Annotated in this window: 21 protein-coding genes and 1 pseudogene; 13 read left to right on the top strand and 9 right to left on the bottom strand. The window is 58.6% G+C overall.

Annotated features, from left to right (window positions below; translation table 11 throughout):
* The first annotated feature begins 12 nt into the window (after nucleotides 1-12).
* From EHN06_RS01175 to EHN06_RS01150, 6 genes are all read left to right on the top strand, one after another.
* Nucleotides 13-1,008 (top strand): ABC transporter permease, encoded by a 996-nt coding sequence (locus tag EHN06_RS01175; protein ID WP_127329416.1) that lies wholly within the window; start codon nucleotides 13-15, stop codon nucleotides 1,006-1,008.
* Between the two features lie 193 nt (nucleotides 1,009-1,201).
* Nucleotides 1,202-2,092 (top strand): ABC transporter ATP-binding protein, encoded by an 891-nt coding sequence (locus tag EHN06_RS01170; protein WP_228257506.1) that lies wholly within the window; start codon nucleotides 1,202-1,204, stop codon nucleotides 2,090-2,092.
* Between the two features lie 180 nt (nucleotides 2,093-2,272).
* Complete coding sequence (locus EHN06_RS01165) at nucleotides 2,273-3,511, top strand: NAD(P)/FAD-dependent oxidoreductase (protein ID WP_228257378.1); 1,239 nt, start codon at nucleotides 2,273-2,275, stop codon at nucleotides 3,509-3,511.
* Nucleotides 3,512-3,519: 8 nt separating this feature from the next.
* Nucleotides 3,520-6,054: a nitrite reductase large subunit NirB gene (nirB, locus tag EHN06_RS01160; protein WP_416332534.1), complete on the top strand. Its 2,535-nt coding sequence runs from the start codon at nucleotides 3,520-3,522 to the stop codon at nucleotides 6,052-6,054.
* A gap of 191 nt (nucleotides 6,055-6,245) precedes the next feature.
* The gene (gene nirD / locus EHN06_RS01155) at nucleotides 6,246-6,614 is read left to right on the top strand and encodes a nitrite reductase small subunit NirD (protein WP_127329410.1); all 369 of its coding nucleotides are present in this window, start codon (nucleotides 6,246-6,248) and stop codon (nucleotides 6,612-6,614) included.
* A 117-nt stretch (nucleotides 6,615-6,731) separates the two neighbouring features.
* Nucleotides 6,732-8,099, top strand: a complete 1,368-nt coding sequence (locus tag EHN06_RS01150) for a WS/DGAT/MGAT family O-acyltransferase (protein WP_127329408.1) — start codon at nucleotides 6,732-6,734, stop codon at nucleotides 8,097-8,099.
* A 154-nt stretch (nucleotides 8,100-8,253) separates the two neighbouring features.
* Here the strand turns inward: EHN06_RS01150 and EHN06_RS01145 are convergent, their stop codons facing one another.
* Entirely contained in the window at nucleotides 8,254-8,661 is a 408-nt protein-coding gene (locus tag EHN06_RS01145) for an NINE protein (protein ID WP_127329406.1), read from the bottom strand.
* A 38-nt stretch (nucleotides 8,662-8,699) separates the two neighbouring features.
* The gene (locus EHN06_RS01140; protein WP_127329404.1) at nucleotides 8,700-9,806 is read right to left on the bottom strand and encodes a helix-turn-helix domain-containing protein; all 1,107 of its coding nucleotides are present in this window, start codon (nucleotides 9,804-9,806) and stop codon (nucleotides 8,700-8,702) included.
* Nucleotides 9,807-10,039: 233 nt separating this feature from the next.
* On the opposite strand from EHN06_RS01140, the gene EHN06_RS01135 reads away from it, so the two are divergent.
* Nucleotides 10,040-10,933, top strand: coding sequence for a metal-dependent hydrolase (locus EHN06_RS01135; RefSeq protein ID WP_127329402.1), 894 nt, complete (start codon nucleotides 10,040-10,042; stop codon nucleotides 10,931-10,933).
* Between the two features lie 34 nt (nucleotides 10,934-10,967).
* Here EHN06_RS01135 and EHN06_RS01130 read toward each other — a convergent pair whose 3' ends face one another.
* From EHN06_RS01130 to EHN06_RS01120, 3 genes are all read right to left on the bottom strand, one after another.
* Nucleotides 10,968-11,747 carry a class II glutamine amidotransferase gene (locus EHN06_RS01130; RefSeq protein WP_127329400.1) on the bottom strand — a complete coding sequence of 260 codons (780 nt, stop codon included), beginning with the start codon at nucleotides 11,745-11,747 and terminating at the stop codon, nucleotides 10,968-10,970.
* Between the two features lie 11 nt (nucleotides 11,748-11,758).
* The gene (locus tag EHN06_RS01125; protein ID WP_127329398.1) at nucleotides 11,759-12,850 is read right to left on the bottom strand and encodes a GGDEF domain-containing protein; all 1,092 of its coding nucleotides are present in this window, start codon (nucleotides 12,848-12,850) and stop codon (nucleotides 11,759-11,761) included.
* A 107-nt stretch (nucleotides 12,851-12,957) separates the two neighbouring features.
* On the bottom strand, nucleotides 12,958-13,773 hold the full coding sequence (locus tag EHN06_RS01120) for an SDR family NAD(P)-dependent oxidoreductase (protein ID WP_127329396.1): 816 nt from the start codon (nucleotides 13,771-13,773) through the stop codon (nucleotides 12,958-12,960).
* Nucleotides 13,774-13,935: 162 nt separating this feature from the next.
* Here EHN06_RS01120 and EHN06_RS01115 point away from each other — a divergent pair, with 162 nt between their 5' ends.
* Together EHN06_RS01115 and EHN06_RS01110 are read left to right on the top strand one after the other, a co-directional pair.
* Nucleotides 13,936-14,391: an NfeD family protein gene (locus EHN06_RS01115; RefSeq protein ID WP_127329394.1), complete on the top strand. Its 456-nt coding sequence runs from the start codon at nucleotides 13,936-13,938 to the stop codon at nucleotides 14,389-14,391.
* 5 nt (nucleotides 14,392-14,396) lie between these two features.
* Entirely contained in the window at nucleotides 14,397-15,434 is a 1,038-nt protein-coding gene (locus EHN06_RS01110; RefSeq protein ID WP_127329392.1) for an SPFH domain-containing protein, read from the top strand.
* Between the two features lie 7 nt (nucleotides 15,435-15,441).
* Here the strand turns inward: EHN06_RS01110 and yfbR are convergent, their stop codons facing one another.
* On the bottom strand, nucleotides 15,442-16,035 hold the full coding sequence (yfbR, locus tag EHN06_RS01105; RefSeq protein ID WP_127329390.1) for a 5'-deoxynucleotidase: 594 nt from the start codon (nucleotides 16,033-16,035) through the stop codon (nucleotides 15,442-15,444).
* A 106-nt stretch (nucleotides 16,036-16,141) separates the two neighbouring features.
* On the opposite strand from yfbR, the gene EHN06_RS01100 reads away from it, so the two are divergent.
* The gene (locus EHN06_RS01100) at nucleotides 16,142-16,969 is read left to right on the top strand and encodes a substrate-binding periplasmic protein (protein ID WP_228257377.1); all 828 of its coding nucleotides are present in this window, start codon (nucleotides 16,142-16,144) and stop codon (nucleotides 16,967-16,969) included.
* 6 nt (nucleotides 16,970-16,975) lie between these two features.
* Here EHN06_RS01100 and EHN06_RS01095 read toward each other — a convergent pair whose 3' ends face one another.
* The gene (locus EHN06_RS01095) at nucleotides 16,976-19,756 is read right to left on the bottom strand and encodes a DUF748 domain-containing protein (RefSeq protein ID WP_228257376.1); all 2,781 of its coding nucleotides are present in this window, start codon (nucleotides 19,754-19,756) and stop codon (nucleotides 16,976-16,978) included.
* Between the two features lie 150 nt (nucleotides 19,757-19,906).
* On the opposite strand from EHN06_RS01095, the pseudogene pdxH reads away from it, so the two are divergent.
* From pdxH to EHN06_RS01080, 3 genes and pseudogenes are all read left to right on the top strand, one after another.
* Nucleotides 19,907-20,541, top strand: a pseudogene (gene pdxH / locus EHN06_RS01090) (pyridoxamine 5'-phosphate oxidase).
* Between the two features lie 52 nt (nucleotides 20,542-20,593).
* Nucleotides 20,594-21,175: a DNA-3-methyladenine glycosylase I gene (locus EHN06_RS01085; RefSeq protein WP_127329388.1), complete on the top strand. Its 582-nt coding sequence runs from the start codon at nucleotides 20,594-20,596 to the stop codon at nucleotides 21,173-21,175.
* Between the two features lie 147 nt (nucleotides 21,176-21,322).
* Nucleotides 21,323-21,772, top strand: coding sequence for a DUF3429 domain-containing protein (locus tag EHN06_RS01080; RefSeq protein ID WP_127329386.1), 450 nt, complete (start codon nucleotides 21,323-21,325; stop codon nucleotides 21,770-21,772).
* Here the strand turns inward: EHN06_RS01080 and EHN06_RS01075 are convergent.
* The gene (locus tag EHN06_RS01075; RefSeq protein ID WP_127329384.1) at nucleotides 21,759-22,754 is read right to left on the bottom strand and encodes a sigma-70 family RNA polymerase sigma factor; all 996 of its coding nucleotides are present in this window, start codon (nucleotides 22,752-22,754) and stop codon (nucleotides 21,759-21,761) included. The genes EHN06_RS01080 and EHN06_RS01075 overlap by 14 nt on opposite strands.
* A 105-nt stretch (nucleotides 22,755-22,859) precedes the next feature.
* Nucleotides 22,860-24,302, bottom strand: coding sequence for an aspartate kinase (locus EHN06_RS01070; protein ID WP_127329382.1), 1,443 nt, complete (start codon nucleotides 24,300-24,302; stop codon nucleotides 22,860-22,862).
* Nucleotides 24,303-24,326: the final 24 nt, after the last annotated feature.

Below are 24,326 nucleotides of genomic sequence, written 5' to 3'. Positions count from 1 at the left end.
AGGAGAGATCCCATGACCACACTCAGCCAGACCGATCAGACACCGGCTGCCACACACTGGCTCCGTACACTGACCGACAAACTGCCCCGGCCGAACCTGGCCGACTCCGGTCGCCAGCTGCTGCTTCCGATCATCGGTATCCTCCTGTTCCTGGGGTTCTGGCACCTTGCCGCGCCGCAGGTACAGACCTCCCTCGGTGCGTTTCCGGGACCGGCGGCGGTACTGGAGCAATCGGGCCAGCTATGGCAGGAACACAGCGACCAGCGGGAGCGAGCGGCCCAGTTCATCACCATGCAGGAGCAACGTAACGAGCGCATTCTCGCAGAGAATCCGGACGCAGAGGTGAAAATTCGCCCCTATCCGGGCGCCCCCACGTTTATTGATCAGGTGGTAACCAGCCTGGGCACGGTGCTGGCCGGCTTTGTACTGGCAACACTGATTGCGGTACCCCTGGGCATCGTAATCGGGCTCAACCGCCACTTTTCGGCGGCGGTGAATCCACTCATACAGATCTTCAAACCGGTCTCGCCGCTGGCCTGGCTACCTCTGGTCACCATGGTGGTCTCAGCGACCTACGTCAGTGACGATCCAATGTTCGAGAAATCGTTCGTGACGTCGATGATCACCGTCACTCTGTGCAGCCTGTGGCCAACGCTGATCAATACCAGTGTCGGCGTGGCAGCGGTCAATCCGGACCTGCTGAATGTCTCGAAGGTTCTGCGGCTGTCGTTCTGGACCCACGTTCGCAAGGTGGTACTGCCGTCTTCGGTACCGATGATTTTCACCGGCCTGCGGGTTTCGCTGGGTATTGCCTGGATGGTGCTGATCGCCGCCGAGATGCTGGCCCAGAGCCCGGGCCTGGGTAAGTTTGTCTGGGATGAGTTCCAGAATGGCAGCAGTCAGTCGCTGAGCCGGATCATGGTGGCGGTGCTCGCCATCGGTTTCATCGGGTTCCTGCTGGACCGAATCATGCTGCTAGTTCAGAAAAAGGTTGCCTGGAATGAGTGATTTTTCATTTTGGTGCATGCCGCCCCGAGCAAGGATGGCCTCACGGGACACGCTGTGAATACGTCCCTGTACGCTCGACAAAAACATCCATGTTTTTGACGGTCCCGTGAGGCCATCCTTGCCCGGGGCTCCGCAGACATTTGAGGATATCGCCATGAGTAACAAGCCACATCTTGAATTAACCAATGTCCAAATGGCCTTCGATACCCCCACGGGTCCGTTTGTCGCACTGGAAAACGTGGACCTGAAGATCCGCAAGGGGGAGTTCGTGTCCCTGATCGGTCATTCCGGCTGCGGCAAATCCACGGTGCTCAATATTGTCGCCGGGCTGTTGCAGGCCACCCGTGGCGGTTGTGTGCTGGACGGGCATGAAGTGGATACGCCGGGGCCGGAACGGGCGGTGGTGTTTCAGAATCATTCGCTGATGCCCTGGCTGACGGTGTATGAAAACGTCGAGTTGGCGGTTCAGCAGGTATTCCGTAAAACCATGAGCAAGACCGAACGCCGCGACTGGATACTGCACAATCTGAATCTGGTGAATATGGGACACGCCCTCGATAAGCGCCCCGGTGAGATTTCCGGGGGCATGGCGCAACGGGTGGGGATTGCCCGGGCGCTGGCGATGAAACCCAGCGTGTTGCTGATGGATGAGCCGTTCGGAGCACTGGACGCCCTGACCCGGGCACACCTGCAGGATTCGCTGATGGAGATCCAACAGAACCTTAACAGCACCGTGATCATGATCACTCACGATGTGGATGAGGCCGTGCTGCTGTCCGACCGCATCGTGATGATGACCAACGGCCCCGCTGCCACGGTGGGGGAGGAGCTCCACATTGATCTGCCCCGGCCCCGTAACCGGGTCACCCTGGCGGACCATCCGGAGTACGTGCATTACCGTCAGGCAGTGCTGTCCTTTCTGTATGAAAAACAGTCTTTCCCGTCCAAACAGGATGCGCCAGCGGACGAACCCGAGGCACGAGCGTCCGACCAGGACCCTGGGCAGTCATCGGGCACCTTCACGGTGCACGCCGCCCCGTCGGGGCGCACGCACGCCGGGGCGGAAGTGGAGGAGAGCGCCTAACCTGTTGTTTAAATTAACCTAATAATGTTGGCACGGAGTTCGCTTTTACCTGTTTAAGGATGAATGTCCCGGCTAAGGATCGGCCGGACCATCAGATCATTAGTGTTGGCATTGGCGCCGAACCATTGAATCCCTCCGGGGGTGAGATGCTTCGGCTTTTTTTGTTTGGATAGAAAGGGGATGGCGACCATGAACACCGGGGCACGACAAACCCTCGTAATCTGCGGCCATGGCATGGTGGCCCAACGGCTGCTGGAAAAGCTGGTTGCGCAGCCACACCAGCCGTTCAACCGGATTGTGGTGTTCAATGGCGAGGCCAGTCCCGCCTACAACCGGATCCAGCTGTCCGCCCTGTTGGCCGGCGATACCAGTGAGAAAAGCCTGGTGCTGAAACAGTCCGACTGGTTCCAGCAACACAATATCGAGATTCACCAGGGTGACCCCGTTGCCGCCATCAACCGGATGGAAAAAACCGTCACCACCGCCAGTGGTGTGGTACAGGACTACTCCCGCCTGGTGATTGCCACCGGCTCCCGCTCAGCCAGCCTCGGGATCCCCGGCGAAGAGATGGCAGGCGTGGTCGGCTTCCGTGACCTGCGGGACACCCGCAAATTGATCAATATCAGCCAGCGGCACCGGCGGGCCGTGGTGATCGGCGGCGGGTTCCTGGGCCTGGAAGCGGCAGAGGGCCTGCGCAGTCGTGGGATGTCGGTTACTGTCCTGCATCGCAGCAATCACCTGCTGAACCGTCAGTTGGACCCGACCGGGGGAGCCCTGCTGGAAGACGCCCTGACAACCAGAGGCCTGGCCATCCGCACCCGCACCTCCCCGGTTGCCCTGTTGGGCAGGGATTCCATTCGTGCGGTTCAGTTGGACGATGAAACCCTGATCAGCACCGACCTGGTGGTCATCGCCGCCGGTATTTCACCCAATGCCCAGCTGGCCCGGGACGCTGGCCTGGACTGTGATCGGGCCATCCAGGTTGATACCCGGCTGCGCACCAGCGACCCGAATATCTATGCCGTTGGCGAGTGCTGCCAGGTCGACAAGCAGACCTTCGGGCTGGTGGAGCCTGGTTACCAACAGGCCGAAGTGCTTGCCCAGGTGCTTTGCGATGCCAACAGCGATGCCACTTTTGAACCGTCGGTCATTCCCACACGACTGAAGATCAGCGGCATTCCCATTTTTTCCTGCGGCCAGACACAGCCGGACGGCGACACCGAATCGGTGGTCTGGCAGGACTACGAAACCAATCGCTATTGCCGCCTGCTGATCCGCAACCAGCGCCTGACCGGCGCGGTCCTGTTCGGTGAAACCACGGACGGCCCCTGGTACAGCGAACGCATTCAACAGGCCGATGACATCAGCCCCATCCGGGCCCACCTGGCCTTTGGCAAACATTACTGCGACGCCGCGTGATGCCGTCGGTGAAAGAGAGAGGAAATACCATGAGCAAACAAACCCTGATCGTGATCGGCAACGGCATGGTGGGTCACCATTTTCTGGAGCAATTGACCAGTTCGGCTGCCGCTGACCGCTTCGATATCAAGGTGTTCGGCGAGGAAAAGCTGCTGGCCTACGACCGCGTGCACCTGTCCGAGTATTTCGGCGGCTCTACTCATGCTGACCTCGCTATGGGTACCGCCGACTGGTACGCAGAGAACAACATCGACCTGCATCTCAACGAACAGGTCACCGCCATCGACCGGGACCAGAAGACCGTGACCACGTCCGAGGGCACCTACGGTTATGACGAACTGGTACTGGCCACCGGTTCCTACCCGTTCGTACCGCCGATCAAGGGGAACGAGCACCCGCATTGCCTGGTGTACCGCACCCTGGAAGACCTCGACAGTATCCGCGCCAGCGCCAAAGGCGTTAAAACCGGTGTAGTGGTCGGCGGTGGCTTGCTGGGGTTGGAAGCGGCCAATGCCCTCAAGAGCCTGGGTCTGGAAGCCCACGTGGTGGAATTCGCCCCGCGTCTGATGCCGGTACAGCTCGACAGCGATGGCGGCGCCCTGCTCAGGCACAAGATTGAGGAACTGGGTGTTCAGGTTCATACCGAGAAGGCCACCACCGAGATCGTCGAAGGCGAAGACTGCCGCCTGCGGATGAACTTCAGCGATGACAGCCACCTGGAAACCGACCTGATCGTGTTCTCCGCCGGCATCCGCCCCCAGGACGCGCTGGCCCGCTCCAGTGGCCTGGAGATCGGCGAGCGTGGCGGCATCGTCATCAACGATCAGTGCACCACCTCCGATCCGCACATTCACGCCATTGGCGAATGCGCCTTGTGGGGCGGCAAAATCTTTGGTCTGGTGGCCCCGGGCTACACCATGGCCCGCACCCTGGCAGCCGCACTCAACGGTGACAGTGAAGCTGCCTTTACCGGCGCTGACATGAGCACCAAGCTCAAATTGCTGGGCGTGGACGTGGGTTCCATTGGCGATGCCCACGGCCAGACCCCGGGCGCCCGCAACATCCGCTTCAACGACGAGCAGGCCGGGCACTACCGCCGTATGGTGGTCAGCGAGGATGGCAAGACCCTGCTCGGGGCCATTCTGGTGGGCGATAACGGTCCCTACGACACTCTGTTGCAATATGCTCTCAATGGCATCACCCTGCCGGACAATCCGGAATCCCTGATCCTGCCGGAAAGCGAGGGCGGCGCGCCGGCCCTGGGCCCCGATGCCCTGCCGGAAACCGCTTCCATCTGCTCCTGCCACAACGTCACCAAGGGCGATATTTGCGGCGCGATTGATGCCGGTTGCAGCGACCTCGGAAGCGTTAAAAGCGAAACCAAGGCCAGTACCGGCTGCGGCGGCTGTGCCGCGCTACTGAAGAATGTCGTGGACAGCGAACTGGAAAAACGCGGCGTGGAAGTGAGCAAGGACATCTGTGAACACTTCCCATACAGCCGCCAGGAGCTGTTCCACCTGGTGAAGGTCAATGGTATCCGTACCTTCCAGACCCTGATCCGCGAGCACGGCCACGGTCATGGCTGCGACATCTGCAAGCCGGCCGTCGCCTCCATTCTTGCGACTTGCTGGAACGAGCACATCCTGGCCACCGACCACGTGCCGTTGCAGGACACCAACGACACCTTTATGGCCAACATGCAGAAGAACGGCACCTATTCCATCGTGCCCCGTGTACCCGGTGGTGAAATCACCCCGGACAAGCTGATTGTGCTGGGCGAGGTGGCCAAGGAGTACAACCTGTACACCAAGATCACCGGTGGTCAGCGGGTGGACCTGTTCGGTGCCACCCTGAGTGAACTGCCGGAAATCTGGGAAAAACTCATTGCCGCCGGCTTCGAAACCGGCCATGCCTACGGTAAGTCCCTGCGTACGGTGAAATCCTGCGTCGGCAGCACCTGGTGCCGCTATGGCGTACAGGACAGTGTGGGTATGGCGATCTATCTGGAGGAGCGCTACAAGGGCTTGCGTTCGCCCCACAAGATCAAGATGGCGGTGTCCGGCTGCACCCGAGAATGCGCCGAAGCCCAGAGCAAGGACATCGGCGTGATCGCTACCGAGAACGGCTGGAACCTGTATGTCTGCGGCAATGGCGGCATGCGCCCGCGCCACGCCGACCTGTTTGCCACCGACCTCTCCGACGAGGAACTGGTCCGCACCATTGACCGGGTGCTGATGTTCTATGTCCGTACCGCGGATCGCCTGCAGCGCACCAGTGTGTGGATGGAGAATCTGGAAGGTGGTCTGGACTACCTGAAAGAGGTGGTACTGGAAGACAGTCTGGGTCTTGGCAAGGAGCTGGAAGAGCACATGGAAAGCATTGTGGGTACTTACCAGTGCGAATGGAAAACGGCGGTGGAAGATCCGGAAAAACGCAAGCGCTTCCGCGAGTTCGTCAACGCGCCGGAGAAGAAGGACCCGGTGCAGCAGTGGACTACCGAGCGGGATCAGCGCCGGCCTGTTTTGGAGTCTGAGTCTGCGTAGCCTGCTGGTTTTGGGGTGGAGTCTGCTTAGCCCGCTAGCAATGCGGGTGGAGCGAGGGGCACGGGGGTGTTTTTCTTCTGGAAAAAGAACTCGCTTCGCTCAGACACCTTTTTCCTGACAGAAAAACACCCCCATACCCCTCACTCACGTGACTGTACAGATATATCTAGGGATTACTTTGGAGACTGATTATGAAAGCTCGCACTAGCTGGGATGTAGTTTGTAAGGTGGAAGATCTGGTGCCGGAATCCGGTGTTGCGGTCTGGACCGAAGATGGCCCTGTGGCGGTGTTCTACCTGCCCCACCGGCTGCCGGCGCTGTTTGCCATCAGCCACACCGATCCGTTCAGCGGCTCGAACGTTCTGGCCCGGGGTATCACCGGTGACATCCAGGGTGAACCGGTCGTGGCGTCCCCGTTATACAAACAACACTTCAGCCTGATCACCGGCCAGTGCCTGGAAGATGAAACGGTGACCGTCAAAACCTACCCGGTGCTGCTGGACGGCGACCAGATCCGACTGGAAGTACCGGTGCTCCAATCAGAAACCGTCGCTGCCTGAGCAAACGGTTGACGGGAGTTGGTTGCCATGTTTCCTGACCGGGGTTTACCAGGGGTCAATTCCCTCCCGACACGGCTAGGGTAAGATCACGGAAAATCCAACAACAAGGATGGCCCCGTGAAGCCACTCAGCCCTGCCGACCAGATGTTTCTCTGGCTGGAAAAGCGCCAGCAGCCCATGCACGTTGGGGGACTCCAACTGTTTTCCTTCCCGGAGAATGCGCCCGAGGACTATGTGGCACAACTGGCGGACCAGCTCCGTGAACACACCACGGTCACTTCGCCCTTTGACCGCCGCCTGGACAGCAAATTCACTCAACCCGTGTGGGTGAAGGATGATCAGCTGGATCTGGAGCATCACTTCCGGTTTGAAGCATTGCCGACACCGGGCCGCATTCGCGAGTTGTTGTCATTTGTGTCGGCGGAGCACTCCCATCTGATGGACCGGGAGCGGCCGCTGTGGGAATTCTACCTGATTGAGGGCCTGAGGGAGCGCCAGTTTGCGGTGTATACCAAGGTTCACCATTCCCTGGTGGACGGCGTATCGGCCATGCGCATGGCCCAGCGCATGCTTTCCCCGGACCCGGAACAGCGCGACATGCCCCCTATCTGGGCACTGCCTCCCAGAGCCAGACATTCGTCAGACGCTGGAGGGATGTCATTATGGCGCAGCATCGGGCAACTGATCGGTGAGTCCGGCAAACAGCTGGGCACTGTACCCACGGTCGCCCGGGAACTGCTGAAAACCGTCAACCAGGCCCGCAAGGACCCGGCGTACGACTCCGTATTTCACGCCCCCCGCAGCCTGTTCAACCGGAAGATCACCGGCTCCCGCCGCTTTGCGGCCCAGTCCTACTGCCTGAAACGCATTCGCGCGGTCGGCCAGGCTTATGGAGTGACGGTGAACGATGTGGTCATGGCCATGTGCGCCAGCGCCCTGCGCACCTACCTGATGAACCAGGATGAACTCCCGGAGCAGCCGCTGATCGCCATGGTGCCGGTCTCCCTGCGCCGGGACGACAGCGAGGAGGGCAACCAGGTCGGTATCATCCTCGCCTCGCTGGGCACCCATCTGAGCGACCCCGCGGACCGGCTGATGCACATCCATCACGATGTCAAAATGGCCAAGGATCGCTACTCGACGATGTCCTCAGAGGAGATCCTGAACTACACCGCCCTGACGCTCGCGCCGGCGGCGTTCAACCTGCTCACCGGTATGGCACCGAAGTGGCAGACCTTCAATGTGGTGATTTCCAACGTGCCGGGGCCTTCGGAAGACTGCTACTGGAACGGCGCCCGAATGGAAGGCATGTACCCGGTATCCATCGCCATGGACCGGTTGGCCCTGAACATGACCCTGACCAGCTACCGCGACCAGATCGAATTCGGCCTGATCGGCTGCCGCCGCACGCTGCCGAGCCTGCAGCGGATGCTGGATTACCTGGAAGAGGGATTGAGGGAACTGGAAGTGGCTGCGGGGAACTGAGTTTGGGTGGCTGAGACCTTCTGCTGCCTTCTTCCAAAACACGCCTACAAGCACATCCCTGTGGGCTCGGGTCGGGCCATCCCTGGCCCTCTACGGTTTTGGAAGAAGGCAGCAGAAGGTCTCGTCAGACTCCGGAGAGGCTTTCCTCAGGAGATCAGCTGAATTTAACTTGCTGGTTTCGCTCTGAAATCTGACCGTTCAGTGTCCAGAAGTCGTAGAGCACGCCAACCAGAAACAGGCCACCGGTCAGCAGGTAGATAATCCCGGTAATCCACTTGCCCATGTACATCCGGTGCAGGCCGAACACGCCGGTAAAGGTCAGCAGAAGCCAGCCAATGTTGTAGCTGACCTCGCCTTCCCGAAATTTCAGATCCGCCTCCCGGTCCATCGCCGGAATCAGGAACAGATCAATGATCCAGCCGATAAACAGCAAGCCGAGGGTGAAGAACCAGATGGTGCCGGTAATCGGTTTGCCGTAGTAGAAGCGGTGGGATCCTAGAAAGCCGAAGATCCAGAGGAGGTAACCGAAGAGTTTGCTGTGTGTGTCTTTTTCGGGTGACATGGTGATTCCTGGATTAGTGGTGGTTTGTTTCGGAAACCTCAGGGCCCCAGCTCAGGCGCCGGATCCGGCCCGTCTTCGCGGAATTCGCTGGCCGACTTCCCGGTCCACTTGCGGAAGGCCCGGCTGAAATTGGACAGGTCCGCATAACCCAACTCGTAGGCAATCTCGCTGACCGACTGGTTAGTGTACCGCAGCAACTGAATCGCCCGGTCCTTCAGCACCGACTCCAGAATCTCGCGATAGGTCGTATCCTTCTCCGCCAGACGGCGTTTGAGTGTCCGCGACGACACGCAGAAGCGCTCCGCCATGGCTTCCAGGGAAGGCAATGGACCCGGCGTCATCCGCAGCATATTGCGAATCGCCAGGGTGATGTCTCCCTGGTCCTTCAACGCCTTCTGCAACTCGAATTCGCACTGCTCCCGGGCCATGCGGGAAGCATCCGCGTCCGCCAGCCGCATGCGCACATTCAGCAGAGCCTTCGGGAACACCATCATTTCTTCAGGCTTGCCGTATTCGAAACGTACCGGCAACTGATGCGCAAAGCGGGCGTAATAATCCGGCTCGGGCTTGCTCAGGTGTACGGTGACCCCTGGCAACTTGCCGTCAGTCAGCGCAAAACCGCGCTTTTCAGCGTCCTCGCGGTCCAGCAACTGCTCGGTCAGCATAATCAGGGTGGCACTCACGGTTTCCGCCAGGAACGGGTACAGCCCCGGCACATCGAATTCGGTACGAAGCTGGACCAACACATTCTCACCCGCCTCGGACTGGCTCATGCTGAGAAATGGCGCACGAAGCTGCAGATAACGGCGCACCGAATCCAGGGCATCGGCAAACGTCGGGCTGGTCAGTGCAGCAAATCCCAGGGTGCCATGAATGGTCAGCCTGAGTTCCCGCGCCAGCATGAAGCTCAGGCCATCCTTGCCCGCCAGGTTCAGTGCCCGCTCAGTCATCAGAATGGCGTCGGTCACGAACACCCGGCTGTCATTCGCCTTCAGGTCTTCCGCTGAAAAGCTTAGCCCCTCGTACAACGACCGGTCGTTGTAGCCGAGCTGTCGCACAGTTTCAGCCATGACTCGCATATACACGCCAGGCACCAGGAAAAACCCCAGCATTTGCCGTTCTTTGTCCGGGCTGGTGTTCGCCATAGGTTGTCCTTATGGGTGTTTTGGGGAAGTTATCCTGATGCTAACAGAAGCCAGCGACCACGGCACTGGGGCTGGAAGCACCTGTGATACTGTCATCATAGTCAATTTAAACCGCCCCCTCTGTCCCAACCTGAACGATGGCCGTCCTCTTCACGCATTCACAGTTGTCGTTGACTTACCCAAACTGCAGCCATGACATCAGCCAAAGCGTTCAGTCGCAGAGGAGTATGAACATGCTGAGAACAAAAACTGCAGAGTCCAGGGCGCCGGTTTCCAACACACCGGATAACGTTTCCATCAAGCCCCAGCGTATGGGCTTCGAGTTTGGTGAAAAGGTCCCCCGTTACTGGCTCGACAACAGCTACATCCTGAGCCACACCATGAACGCACTGTCTGTGCTGTTCCCCCAGGGTGAGCAGTTCTTCGTGGATTCCGTGCGTTACTACCGCGACCAGATCGACGATCCCAAGCTGAAAGCGGAGATGCGCGGCTTTATCGGTCAGGAAGCCATGCACTCCCTGGAGCACGACGCCATGAACCAGCACGTGCGGGATCAGGGCATGCCCGTGGAAGAGCTGGAAAAGCACCTGGAAGTGGTTCTCGGCATTGCCAAGAAACTGCCCAAACGGCATCAGCTGGCCATTACCTGCGGACTTGAGCACCTGACCGCGATGATGGCGGACATGCTGCTGGAACGCAGTGACGTTCGTGAGGACATGCACGAAACCATGCGCCCCCTGTGGATGTGGCACGCCATTGAAGAGACCGAGCACAAGGCTGTGACCTACGACGTGTTCCAGCAGGTAGGCGGCACCTATGCAGAACGCTCCTTCTACCTGGCCTTCAGCACCGCGATGCTGGGCGTGATGGCAAGCTATTTCACTACGCGGATGATGCTGAACGATCCCAAGCACTTCTCACTGAAGGACACCGCCAAGGGACTGTGGCGCATGTGGGGCAAGAACGGCACATTCTCCAGCCTGATTCCCACCTGGCTGGAATACTTCAAGCCCGGCTTCCACCCCTGGGACCATGACAACAGCGAACTGATCGCCAGCTTCAAGGAGCAGATCAGCGAGCATATCGCCCCCCAGTACCAGAACGGTAACCGCCGCACTCTTCAATAACCACTGCGGTCGGTCATGCGGCGTCAGGGTCGGGTTATGCGAGCGCGTAACCCGACCGAATAACTTCCCCTCTTTGCCACAACCGCCATTCACCAGGCTGGTAAATATCCCATTTTTCGTCCGTCGTCAGCGGCTCGGTCACGATGACACTGACAATGTCGTCGGGCGTGGTTTCCGACTCGAAGTCCACAGTGACATCGGCATCTTTCAATCGCGCCGGACCAAACGGCGCACGGCGGGTAATGCTCGCCATTTTGGTGGTGCAGTAGGTAAACAGCCAGTCGCCATTGCTCAACAACAGGTTGAACACGCCCTCACTGGCATAGTTCCGGGATAACGCCACAAGACGATCCACCACTTCGTCAACCGGGGTCTCACGGTCACAGTGCTGGCGAAGATCGTTGAGGATATCGCAGAACATGGCTTCGCTGTCTGTCGTGCCCACTGGCTCGTAGAAGCCCGGCGGCGAGTGGAACGAAGATAATTGGCCGTTATGGGCAAACACCCAGTAACGCCCCCACAACTCCCGGATAAAAGGGTGGGTGTTGGCCAGACAGATCTCACCAACATTGGCCTGGCGGATGTGGCAGATGGCCACCTCGCTCTTGATCGGATGTGTCTGGACCACTTCGGCAATACGGGAGCTGGCACTGGCACCCGACTCATGAAAGGCTCTCACGCCCTTACCCTCATAGAACGCGACGCCCCAGCCGTCCTTGTGGGGACCAGTCTGCCCGCCCCGGCGGGTCAGGCCGGTAAAACTGAAACACAGGTCGGTCGGGGTATTGGCACTCATGGCCAGCAATTCACACATAGCTTCCTCTGTCAGCCCGCCAGTACTTCACCATACAAGCTGGTCGGGCCTGCCCGTGCCACACGGTTGCGGCCAGCCCGCTTACCACTGTACAGACAACGGTCGGCCACGCGAAACAGGGCTTCCGGTTGACGGCCATGATCTGGCCACTGGGCAATACCAAAAGACGCGGTGACGCGGATCCTGGCCTCACCATAGACGAGCTCACTGTCAGCAATACGCTGACGCAGTTCATCCATCAGCTCAAAGGCATCAGCCGGTCTGACGTCCCTCAGGATCAAACCGAATTCCTCGCCGCCGAGACGACCAACGGAATCCGTCACCCGCAAACGCTCCATCAGGCAATGACCAATATTCCGCAATACATGGTCCCCGGCGTCATGCCCCATGCTGTCGTTCACCACCTTGAAATGATCGATATCCATAATTACCAGGGCGAAGCCGGTGCCACTGCGTTCGCACTCGGCAATGGTGCGGTTCAGCTTATGCTGGAAACTGTTGCGATTCGCCAGGCCGGTGAGGGCGTCGGTCTGCGCCATGGTGACCAGCCGCTGCTCTGCTTCTTCCCGGCGAATCTCATACATATGCACGAACGTCAGCATCAGGGTGCCACAAAGGACCATATTGAGCAGGTCAATCATCACATGGGGACTGCCAATGGCCCCCAGGTGAACAAAATAGATGACACAGCCCACGATCATGAACGGCACACTCAGAATCAGGCCCTCATGCTTTCCCAACAGCAGGTACGCCAGCACCGGCATCATCAGCACCCAGACAAACGCCGACACCGACGCTTCCGGTAACAGCATGATCACCAGGAAGAAGGAAAACAGGGTCACCAGATACCCATAAATCCATTGCTGCAGATGGGGGGACGTGCGCAGGCGGGCCATGCCAAAAAACAGCAGGGCACTGGCAAGCAATTCGATTGTTGCGACCCACCAGAAACCGTTCAGTAACTGCAGGCAGGCAAAAATAACCAGTGACGAACCGGTTATCAGAAACAACAACCGCATTAATGAGCGGCGATGATTGTCGCGAAGACCCGAGCGGCTCAGTTCCAGTGTAGCCCCCAGATCGGAGTGATGAGGCGTATTCATGCTGACTCTTTCCCTAGATGAACAGCAAGTATAGGAGGAAAACTCTGTATGTAAAATGTACAGCAGATTGCGATCCAGTCGCAACCTGCTACACGCTACATCATGCCTCAGACATACAGATTTTTGCGGGAGAATCTCGCCACCAGCGGCTGGTAAGCAGACCCCAACAGGCGGTTGATGGCATCGATGCCCCAGGCATCCGGTCCCACCAGAATGCGGGATTCATCCTTGAGAATACCTTTCACAATAATCTCGGCAGCCTTGTCGGGCGTGGTCATGGCCAGCTTGTCAAAACCCTTGCGCTGGGCATCGGCATTTTCCGATTTACCCATACGGGCGGCGTTGGCAATGTTGGTCCGGATGCCACCGGGATGGACACAGCTGACGGCCACCGGCTGGTTCTCCAGCTTCATCTCCTGACGCAGGGCTTCGGTAAAGCCTCGCACGGCAAATTTGGCGGCATTGTAGGCGCTTTGCTTGGGCACCCCAATCAGGCCGAACACGCTGGATACGTTGACCACATGGCCGTCACCGGACGCGATCAGATGAGGCAGGAAGGCGCGGGTTCCGTGGGCAACGCCCCAGAAATCGATGTCCATCACCCATTTGAAATCATCATCGGTCATTTCACGGACGGTGGCAGACAGGGCCACACCGGCGTTGTTGATTACCAGGTTCACCTGACCAAAATCCTTGGCGACTTCTTCAGCATGGGCGTAAATGGCGTCACGGCTGGACACATCCAGCCTGTAGGTTTTGACGTCGGCGCCACCCAGCTCCTTCGCGGTTTCCGCCAGACCGGTTTCATTCACGTCCGACAGGGCAAGGCGACAACCACGGGCAGCCAGTGACTTGGCGAGCGCGCGACCAATGCCGGAACCTGCACCGGTAACAACCGCAACTTTGTTCTTCAGATCTTTCATGGCCGGGGCCTCTTCATTGTTTTAAAGTAATTACTCTAACAGGTGTCCGGTTCCTGACCATGGCATAAGAGGTCCCCGGTCGCGGGCACTCAGGCCAACCGTGAGAGCCATGCTACAATCCATCGCGACTTTCCAAACCAACCACTGACGGATATTACCTGTATGGAATGGAGTCTCACGCATTTCTGGCTGATCCTGGCCCTGATTCTGAGCCTGGCAGAGCTGGCCTCCGGCGTCCTTGTGCTTCTGGCCCTGGGTGTCGCGGCGGCGCTGACGGCATTGCTGGCGTTCGTCGGCGTGTCTTTCGAGTGGCAGCTGGTGGGTATGGGGGTGTTTTCAGGCATCCTTGTTCCTGTCGCCATTCTCTGGCTTCGCCCCCGGTTTTCCCCGAAAGGCGTCGCCTATGGCACCACCGGCACCGGCGTCGAACATGGCCGCCGCTACCATTGTGAACGTCGGGATTTCGACGGCGCCATCGGCATCAAGGTCAACGGCGATTTCTACCGGATCCGTACCAGCGATACCGGGTTCACGGAATTGCCGGAAGGCACGGAAGTCATTTTTGAACGATTCGACGGCACCACCGCCGTTGTCCACAGCGTCAATCACACGGAGTAACGAGTATGGAAGCCTTTCTGTCCCCCGGACTGATCATCAGCCTGGTTCTGGTTGTCATCGGCATCGCGATTATCGCCAAGGGTCTGGTGATTGTGCGCCAGTCCGAGGTCATGGTGATCGAGCGCCTGGGCTCCTTCAACCGGGTACTGGAAAGTGGTGTCAACATCATCATCCCGTTTATCGAACGCCCCCGGCCGATCACCATGATTCGCTACATGCGCATGGGGGATGACTATCACCCGGTTACCAGCGATGAGACTCGCATCGACCGGCGCGAAACGGTGATGGACTTTCCCGGCCAGCCGGTGGTCACCACCGACAATGTAACGGTCAAGATCAATGGTGCCCTGTATTACCAGATCATCGATCCCCGTCGCGCCGTGTATGAAGTGGCCAATATGAGCCAGGCGGTGGAAGTGCTGGCGAAGACGACCCTGCGTTCAGTGGTGGGCAAGATGGAACTGGACAAGCTGTTCGAGTCCCGCAGCGAGGTCAATAATGCCATCCAAGCGGAAATGGAAGAGCCGGCCTCCAAGTGGGGGGTCAAGCTGACCCGGGTGGAAGTTCAGGACATCAGCATGCCCGAGGAAGTGGAAGAAGCCATGCGTTTGCAGATGGCCGCTGAGCGGAAGCGCCGTGCCACGGTGACCGAAGCGGAAGGTGAGAAAGCTGCCGCCATAGCCATGGCCCAGGGCCAGCGGGAATCCGCCATTCTCAACGCCCAGGGCGACAAGGAATCGGCTATCCTGCGTGCCCAGGGTGAGCAGGAGTCCATTCGTCTGGTGCTCAGCGCCATGGGCGAAACGGAAGAGAACAAGCAGACGGTCATTGGCTACCTGCTGGGTCAGAGCTACATCAAGGTGTTGCCGAACATGGCCAAGGATGGCGAACGGGTATTCGTGCCTTACGAATCGTCCGCACTGCTGGGCTCCATGGGCATGTTCCGTGAGCTGGCGGGCAGCCCGGAAGACCTGGTGCGCCAGTCGGTCCAGCGTGATGGCCTGAGGGGCGGGATGGTTGCCTCCTCGGGCGCCGCTTCCTGACCGGGGATTACTCCAGCAGGTTATCCAGGGGTTGCTGGTAACCGGGAGCAAACACCTCCATGAAATAGGCAACCTCTGGCAAGCCGTCCTGCTCCAGCCGTCTGGCGATTTGCTCGGCGGCTGGTTCAAATTCCTTGTTACCGGTGCGAATCTCCGCCTGACATTTTAGCCAGGCCGACAGCCGGTCCGCAGCCTTGATCAACTCCTGCTCCTCTGCCGACAAGCGGGATTCCCTCACATAGGGGGCGAAGTCCTCCCTCAGGTCGTCTGGCAATAGCGCCAGCAGTTCCGCCTCTGCCTTGTGCTCGATGTCCCCGAAAGCCGCTCGCATGACCCGCGAGTGATATTTGACCGGCGTTGGCATATCCCCGGTTATAACCTCGGTGGCATCGTGATAGAGGGCCGCCGCCGCAATCCGGTCGGCGTTCACCGAACCGCCAAAATGCCGGTTACGAATCAGCGCCAGGGCATGGGCCAGGGTCGCTACCTCCCAGGAATGGGTGGCCACATTCTCCTCGATGGCATTACGCATCAACCCCCAGCGCCTGATCCAGCGCAGGCGTGAGACATAGGCAAAAAAGTGGCTCAGGGGGCGGCTCACTATGACAGTTTCCTTTTACTCATGTGTCTATACTTGACCCTTTATGACCAGGATACTCTAACGGTATTCTAGTCGACGCTCATACCTATACCCTGAGATTACTATTGTGTCACTTCTCCATATATTAAGAAGCAAGGTTCTGGTGGCGGCACTTTGCGCCGTGGGGCTGACTCTCTCCGCAGCCAATGCCGAGACCGAGATCCGGGTGGGCGTGTATAACTTTCCCCCCATCGCGAACATCAACGGGGATAATCAGGTCACCGGCTTGCTCGCGGAGACGCTGGAGCGACTCGCCAGGGCCCATCAGGACATCCGGTTCAAAATCATTCACACGTCCCCTCAGCGGCGCCATCTGGATTTTGAAGCCGGTCTGTACGACGTTATTTTTTTCGAGAGTCCTAACTGGGGCTGGCAGGCACACAATTTCGACGCCACCATACCGATACTGACCGATGAGGATCTCTATCTGGCATTAAAGAAACCCGGTCGTGATATGAGTTTTTTTGATGACGTGAGCAAGCGGCGGATCGTTGCTATCTCCGGATACCACTATGGTTTCGCCGATTTTGAAACCAACAATTCGGAGCTGGAAAAACGATTTGATATCGAGTTTTCCGACAGTCATCGGCGCAACATTAATCTGATTAAGGCCGACAGGCCCTCAGTCGCGGAAGTCGCGGTTATCAGCCGCGCCTATCTCCAGCAGCATCTGAAACGCCATCCGGAAGACTGGGACACCTTTCTGATATCCGAGGTCCCGGATCAGTCCTATGATCTGTCGATCATTACCCACACAGACGCGCCCATCGACGCCGAAGGCATGATCCGGCTGTTTGAACCGCTGATGGAAAGCGGGCAGTACCGACTGCTCGTCGAGCAGCGGGGGTTGCAGCTACCGCCAGGCTTCCTGACCGGTTTTCCCTACCAAAACTGAAGCCGGCTATCGCGCATCCAGCGCAAACTCAACAGCAACCTGGCCCTGATCATCCGCCATGGCGTCCCGTACCGGGTCCAGTAAAAACAGCTGTTCGGGCGCAACGTCATACTCCTCCAGCATTTGCCGCCGCAGCCAGACACCGCGGGCGGATGCCAGGTTTCCCAAGGCCTCCGGGGGCAATGAGCGGTCGCCGGCCAGGTATTCCTGGCGCGCCTGCTGCCAGGCTTCATCGCTCAGGCTTCCCCCGTTCTGCTCCTCCAGCCGCTGTTTCAGCAGCGCCAGTCCATCGGCCTCCGGTGCCACCACACCCCGGATATTGAGCAACAACGCAGGCCGCTCCGCCAGCGCATCCGCAAGGGCATCCAGTTTCGCCTGCTCACCCTCGGCCAAGGCCACCTGACCTGCCAGAAAGTTGACCTGGCTCAGTTCCTCCCCGGACAACCCCGCCAACTCCGCAACCGACCCCAGCACGCTGAATGGCGACGCCGCAGCCTTGGCGAGAATATTCACAAACGCCCGCATCACCACTTTGCCGACGCTGAAATCGGGATCGTCCAGATTGCCGCTGATCGGCAGATCGATTTCAATCACGCCCTTGCGGTCCCGCAACAGCGCAAGCCCCAGTTTGACCGGTGCACCCACCGCTTCTTCACTTGCTACCGGCTGCCCCAGCTCCAGTCGGTCCATTACAATCATGTTGGCGGCTTCGATACGACTGCCGGCGATTTCATAGTCCAACTCAAGGTTGAGCTTGCCGCTGTCCACGCCATACCCAAGGTAGCGTCCGAAATAGGGTGACAGGTTGGGCAGGGAGGCGTTTTTCATCTCCAGGCTCAATTGGCTGAGGTCATCGGTACCCAGTGTTCCCAGGGAGCCCTCGAAGTTTAGATCGGAAACGCCGTCCACCCGGCCGCGCACCGAGACCTTGCCCTGCTGGGGAGCAATATTACTGATTCCGGTGACCGTGCCATTCAATTCGTCGAAGGTGGTGGTGAACGACGGATCAAGGGTGCGATCGGTGTAGGACACAGTGCCTTCTTCCAGCAACAACTGTTCTATGCGGAAGATAAAATCCGGTTCCCCGTCCCTGCCTGCCGTCGAGACCTCCGCTTCAGAATCGGCTGGCGCTGCGGAAGCAGGGACAATCCGTTCGATATTGTGGAGACCATCGCCACCGCGCACGACGTTCACCGCGGGCTCACTCAGGGTAATGGTGCTGATTTCCAGGCGGGCCGGATGCACGTTGTATTCAAGCGGTGCCAGGCGAAGTGTTTGCCAGGCCAGCAAGGGATCATTGGAGTCCGGCAGTGTCAGATTGAGTCCGGCCACTTCCGCGGTACCGCTGAACGTACCGGTCAACGGTTCCTTCTGGCCGTCCAGGTCGAGATTCCCGTCCAGCGCCAGCTGCCCGCTTCGCACGTTCAGGTTCGCCGCCTCACGGATATAGGGTTCAAAGGTCGCCAGCTGGACACCGGAGCCGGTCACGCCGGCTTCCAGGGTAAACGGCTGTATCGTCGCCTGACCCTCCAGACCCAGCGAACCACCGTCGGCAAGGGTTCCTTGCAGCCGGTAACGAATGGGTTCCTCCAGCTCATGGCTGACACCACCCAGGCTCAGGGACAGGTCCTCAACCGCGATATCCGCCGGGGTTTCCAACTGGCGGTCCCGCCATTGCACACGACTGTCAGACAGCTCCACCCCGGCGATGGACCACAGGAATCCGGCACCGCCGGCTGCCGAGCTGTCAGTGTCTGACTGCTCTTGCGCGCCTTGCTGCAGTGGAGCCAACAGGTCAATCTCGCCTTCGGCACCGCGTGCCAGCGCCAGATCCAGGGCGTCCACAGTGATCATGCCAATGTCCGCCCTGCGACCCGTCAGACTAAATCGAATCTGATCAACGGACAGGCGCCCGTTCTTGAGGGCAGCATCCTCCTGTTCCCCGTCCAGTGCCAACACCAGCTCCTCAAACTCCAGCAACCCATTGCCAGTATCCAGGTACAACTGCTCCGCCGCACGTAATTCATAATCGGTACTGACGGTCACGTTCCCACCCCTCAGGTCGTATGGTATATACGGCTTCAGGAAATGCTTCAGCGTTGCATGATCAATATCCGCAACTCGTATAAAGCCTTGTGAATACAGAGGGTTGATGCTCAGGTCGCCCTCCCATTCGATGGTCTGGCTACCCAGTGCCGCCAACAGGTAGTAATTGCTCTGGGTATCATCCCGCTGCCAGGTGGCCAGATCGTTAAGCGTCAGGTCCAGGGGTGAAATCCGGAATTCGGCGAACTCTTCCTTGCTGAAATCCCGGAACAGCAGCTCACCACCATTGATGGTGATTTGCTGGAAGTACAGCTTTGGCGGCGCGGCAGTCCCGTCTTCTTCCGGTTCCGACTCAGCAGGCGCAGGGTTGGCCTCACTCCAGTCCCTGGCGAAATTCACACTGTAATCGTCCAGCAGATCCAGCCGGATAAAGGGCTCCTTGAGCTCAATGGCCTGCAGCCCCACGACGCCTGTGAACAGCTTCCAGAACCCCAGGTCGACAAACAGCCGGTCAAACCCGATGACTTTCTCGCCCTCCGCGTCGTCCGCCACCAGGGTGCGGATATCCAGGCTCATACTGAAAGGATTGGTCCTGATCTCCTCGACCTGCGCTTGCCAGCCCATCCGCTGTTCCAGCTGTTCCGGGACAAAACGTTGCAGCCACCAGGGGAGCAGAAAAAAGCCGGCCAACGTATACACCAGCAACAGCAACACCAACCAGAACCAGATCTTTCTGTACACAGGTTTTTGCGTTTTCGCCTTGGCCACAGCAGAACTCCCCGATTGTTGCCCGTCAGTTTCCATCACTCGCCAATCCTGAAAGAATAGACCACCGTATCCTAATGCTTGCAATAGTACTGAAGACTCACCCTTTACGACAGGATCCATCCGATGGATATCAGCGACATGCGACGCGACTTCGAGAGTGAAGGCCTCGACCGGGACGCGCTGGATGATAACCCGATAAGACAGTTCCATAGCTGGTTCGACGACGCACGAGCCGCGGGCATTCTGGAGCCCAACGCCATGTCCCTGGCGACCGCCGGCAGCGATTTAATGCCAGACCTGAGAACAGTGCTGCTGAAGTATTATGATGAACGTGGTTTTGTTTTTTATACCAACTATGGCAGCCGCAAGGCCCGGGAAATGGAGCAGAATCCGAGAGCGGCCCTGCTGTTTCCGTGGATCGGGCTGAATCGCCAGGTAAAAATCCAGGGCACCGTGGAGAAAGTGAGCAAGGCAGAATCCCTGCGTTATTTTTCCTCCCGCCCAAGGGGCAGCCAGATTGGTGCCTGGGTCTCGGAACAAAGCAAGGCCATTACCTCCCGCGGTCTTCTTGAGCAAAAAGTGGCGGAAATCAAGCGCAAGTTCAGTGAGGGTGAAATCCCACTGCCCAGCTTCTGGGGGGATACCGGGTGATACCGGAGCGCATTGAATTCTGGCAAGGCCGGCCCAGCCGTCTCCATGATCGTTTTGAATACGTGAGGCAAGGTGATGGCTGGCACATCCAGCGGCTGCAACCCTGAGCACGCGCCCATCGCACCCAGCACCCAGCACCTGATCCGAAAAGGAGCCCTTATGGATGAGAACAACCGTTGCCCCTGGTGTGGAACCGATCCACTCTATACCGACTACCACGACACGGTATGGGGACGCCCCGAATTCGATGAACTCGCACTGTTCGAAAAGCTGTGCCTGGATGGCCAGCAGGCCGGCCTGAGCTGGATTACCATTCTTCGCAAACAGCACAGTTACCGGTCCGCGTACGACGGCTTCAACCCGGAAAAAATTGCCCGTTACAGCGATCAGAAAGTGGAGCAGCTGCTCGGCAACCCCGGCATCATTCGCAATCGGCTGAAAGTCCAGTCGATCATCCGCAACGCCCGAAGTTTCCTGGACCTGAAAGAGCAGGGCGTTGATTTCAGCGATTTCCTGTGGTCCTTCGTGGACGGCACGCCGATTCAGAACCACTGGCAGACGCTGTCCGAGGTGCCGGTGACCACCGCCGAGGCCGAGGCCATGTCCCGCGCTCTGAAAAAAGCAGGCTTTAACTTCGTCGGGCCGACCATTGTCTACGCCTTTATGCAGGCCACCGGCATGGTCAATGATCACCTTGTCAGCTGCCCGCAACACCGGGAGTGCCAGGCACTGGCGAATTGATCCTATTGCTGCCGGGGATCGTAAGTACTGGCGTACCACGTCACCCCGGAGCACCATGGTGAAAACAGCATTCAACAAACCCGGTAATAGCCACGACAATACCCTCGGGATACTACCTTTTGGTCATTACTGTCTGGGGCAGGCATCGTGATTGCGGTAGCCCGACTTGCGGTTCTTGTTGGCATTCTCGGACTGCTGCCTTTCGTGGCAGCAGTGCTGTCGCTCTTCCTTGTCCCGTCGCACAGCGTAGTAATCATCGACTGGTTCTATTTGTACAGCGCCGGGATCCTTGCATTTATGGGGGGCGTATACTGGCCCATTGCCATGCAGCTGGAGAACCGTTGCTATCCGCTTTCGCCCCTGGTAACGATGCTCCTCAGCCAGGTGTTCTTTCTTTCAGCCGGTCTCGGCCTGTTACTCGTAACAGTCGGGCAAATAGCGCTGTATACCACCGCGTATCTGGCCCTTTACCTTGTCGATGCCCGATGGATGAAAGCCTTCTGGCCAGCATGGTACCTGAGGCTACGACTGGTCCTCACTGCTGTTGTCGTGGCCTGTCAGGTTACCGCCGGCGCATGGTTCTTTACGGCCCATTGAGCGGCGCCACCCCCAGTCTTGACTGAAGTTTGCGGATGGCCGCCTTCTCAATCTGTCTCACCCGTTCGCGGCTGATGCCCAGATCATCAGAAATGACCTGCAAGGTGTCAGGCTCTGACATTCCCAGCCCGAACCGACGGGACAGCACCGTTTGTTCCCGCTCCGTCAATTGGCCCAGAATCCCAGCCAGGGTCTTTTTCCGGTCCCGCTGCGCCATGGAGTGTTCGGGCGCCAACTGCTCATTGGCGCTCAAGCTGTCACTCAGGGTGATGTCCGCACTGCCGGAAACCGGCGCATCGACCGACAACTCCCGGCTTGCCAGTGCCCGCAGCTCACCGATACGGGAAGGCGATGCCTCCATTTCCCTCGCCAGTTCACTCTGAAGAGGGGCACGCCCCAGAGCCTGGTGCAACCGCATGGAGACCTTGCGCAACTGGCGTATCTCATCGACGACGTTTTCCGGCGTATGAACCAGACGGACGCCGCGTTGGAGACAACGCTTTACCTCTTCGCTGATCCACCAGTAGGCGTAAGTGGAGAATCGAAAACCCCTGGTCGGATCAAAACGCTCCACCGCCTTGATCAGCCCCACGTTCGCATCCTGTATCAGGTCCGCCATCGGAATGCCGTAGTGGCTGTAACGGCGGGCAATGTGAACCGCCAGACGCAGGTTGCTCTCGACCAGCCTGGTACGACAGGCGCGGGCAAGATGATAGGCACGGCGACATCGGGTTGAGAAAGTGCAGGCATCGCCAAGACTGCCAACGATTTCACGGTAGGTCTGCGGGGTATCGTCAGGTAATGCCAGTTCGCGGCCAATGACCTGATAACTCCGCGTGAGTTGACGCACAAGGCGTTGCTCGCCCTTGTCTCCCAGAAGTTCATACCGGGACGCATCCCTGAAGTACAGCCCCACCAGGGAATCCGTTTCACCATTTGGGGTTAGAGTCGGGGACGGTCCCGGCCTGACTGACTTGGTCATGGCTTTGGTACCGTTCAAAAATGTACTCAAAGATACGATTGGGGGCGGGGTGTGGATTCCCCGGACGGAGTGACTGGTTCCGTCCGGGGGTAACGCCGGCAGGTATTACGCCGCGACGATGGCGTACTCGTGGTTGTGCGGTTCGATAAGAACACCGTGAAGGGCGACGATGGCCTTCTCATAGTGATCCTCGTCCACCACAAACTGGATGTCCACCTGACGCATGCACTGGTGCAGGGCAAGAACACTGATGTCCTCGTCCGCCAGCGCCTTCACTGAGCGAGCCAGGATGCCCGGCACTTTCATGTCACTGCCAATGGCGGAAACCACAGCCACCTTGCGGGTATTGATTTCCGCATTCGGGAACTCTTCCTTCAGCGCCTTGACCACCCGCTTGACGTGTTTCAGCGTGCTGCCGACATAGTGGGTGATGGTGTTGGCGTTGGTGTCCTTGGACATGAAGCGAACCTTGAAGCGGCTCAGCACATCAAGGATGCGGCGGTCGGAGCCCGGCTCACCCTGCATGTCCTGGTCGAACACCTCAATGGCGAATACGCCCTTGGCGCCTGCAATGATTTCCACCTGGGGCTTCTCACTGACGTAATCGCCGGTGATCAGGGTACCGGTATGCTCCGGCTCAAAGGTGTTCATCACCCGCAGCGGGATTTCGTTCTGGCGCATGCCCTTGCCGGCACGGGGGTGGATAGCTTCCATACCCAGGTTGGCCAGCTGGTCGGCGACGTCATAGTTGGTCCGGCCCAGCGGCACCACCTTGTCAGCACCAACAATATTGGGATCGGCGGAACTGAGGTGGTATTCCTTGTGGATAATCGCCTCGCGGGCCTCGGTGATCACCGCCACCCGGCTGAAGGTCATCTCGCTGTAGCCACGGTCGAAAGTCCGCATCAGACCTTCCTTGCACTGGGCATACCCGGTCACGATGGGCAGTTCCCGGGTCAGGTCGACCGCATCGAACGCCTGCTTCAACTTCTCATCCAGCGGCAGCAATTCATTGTCGCGCCAGCCAGTGAGATCCACGAAACGGGCATTGATGCCTTCCTGCTGAAGCTTCAGCGCCGTGTTGAAGGCACTGTGCGCCTCTCCGATACCGGCAAGCATTTCACGTACAGTCAGCAGATGCTCTTCCAGCTGGAACTGACCATAGGAACACAGACGCTGCAGGTCGATCAGGCAACCGCGAACACCCTCAATACGGTCGGTGATGAACTGGTCCGCCTGCTGTTTGAGCATGGGATCCTCAAACAGCTCACCGTTAATATCGGTCAGGAACTTCACCAGTTTGGTGAGGTCGTCACCCCAGGCCCAGTCGGATTCAGCATCGGCAAACAGGGCATACACGCCCGGCTCACCGGTTTTCTTGTGTTCCAGCAATTCATTGGTAACGCCACCGTAGGCGGACACCACAAAAATGCGCTGGTACAGGTCTTCCTTGCTGCGTCCACCGATGATGATGTTGTCACGGACGGCCTCGTAATTGCTCATCGAGGTGCCGCCGATCTTTTCTACGGTATGTTGTTGGGTAGTCATAGTGTCGCCTTCGCTATCCTGCAG

Source organism: Marinobacter sp. NP-4(2019) (assembly GCF_003994855.1).
Taxonomy (GTDB): Bacteria; Pseudomonadota; Gammaproteobacteria; order Pseudomonadales; family Oleiphilaceae; genus Marinobacter.
Note: the sequence above shows the minus strand (reverse complement) of the source record. Positions and strands in the feature narration are given on the sequence as shown.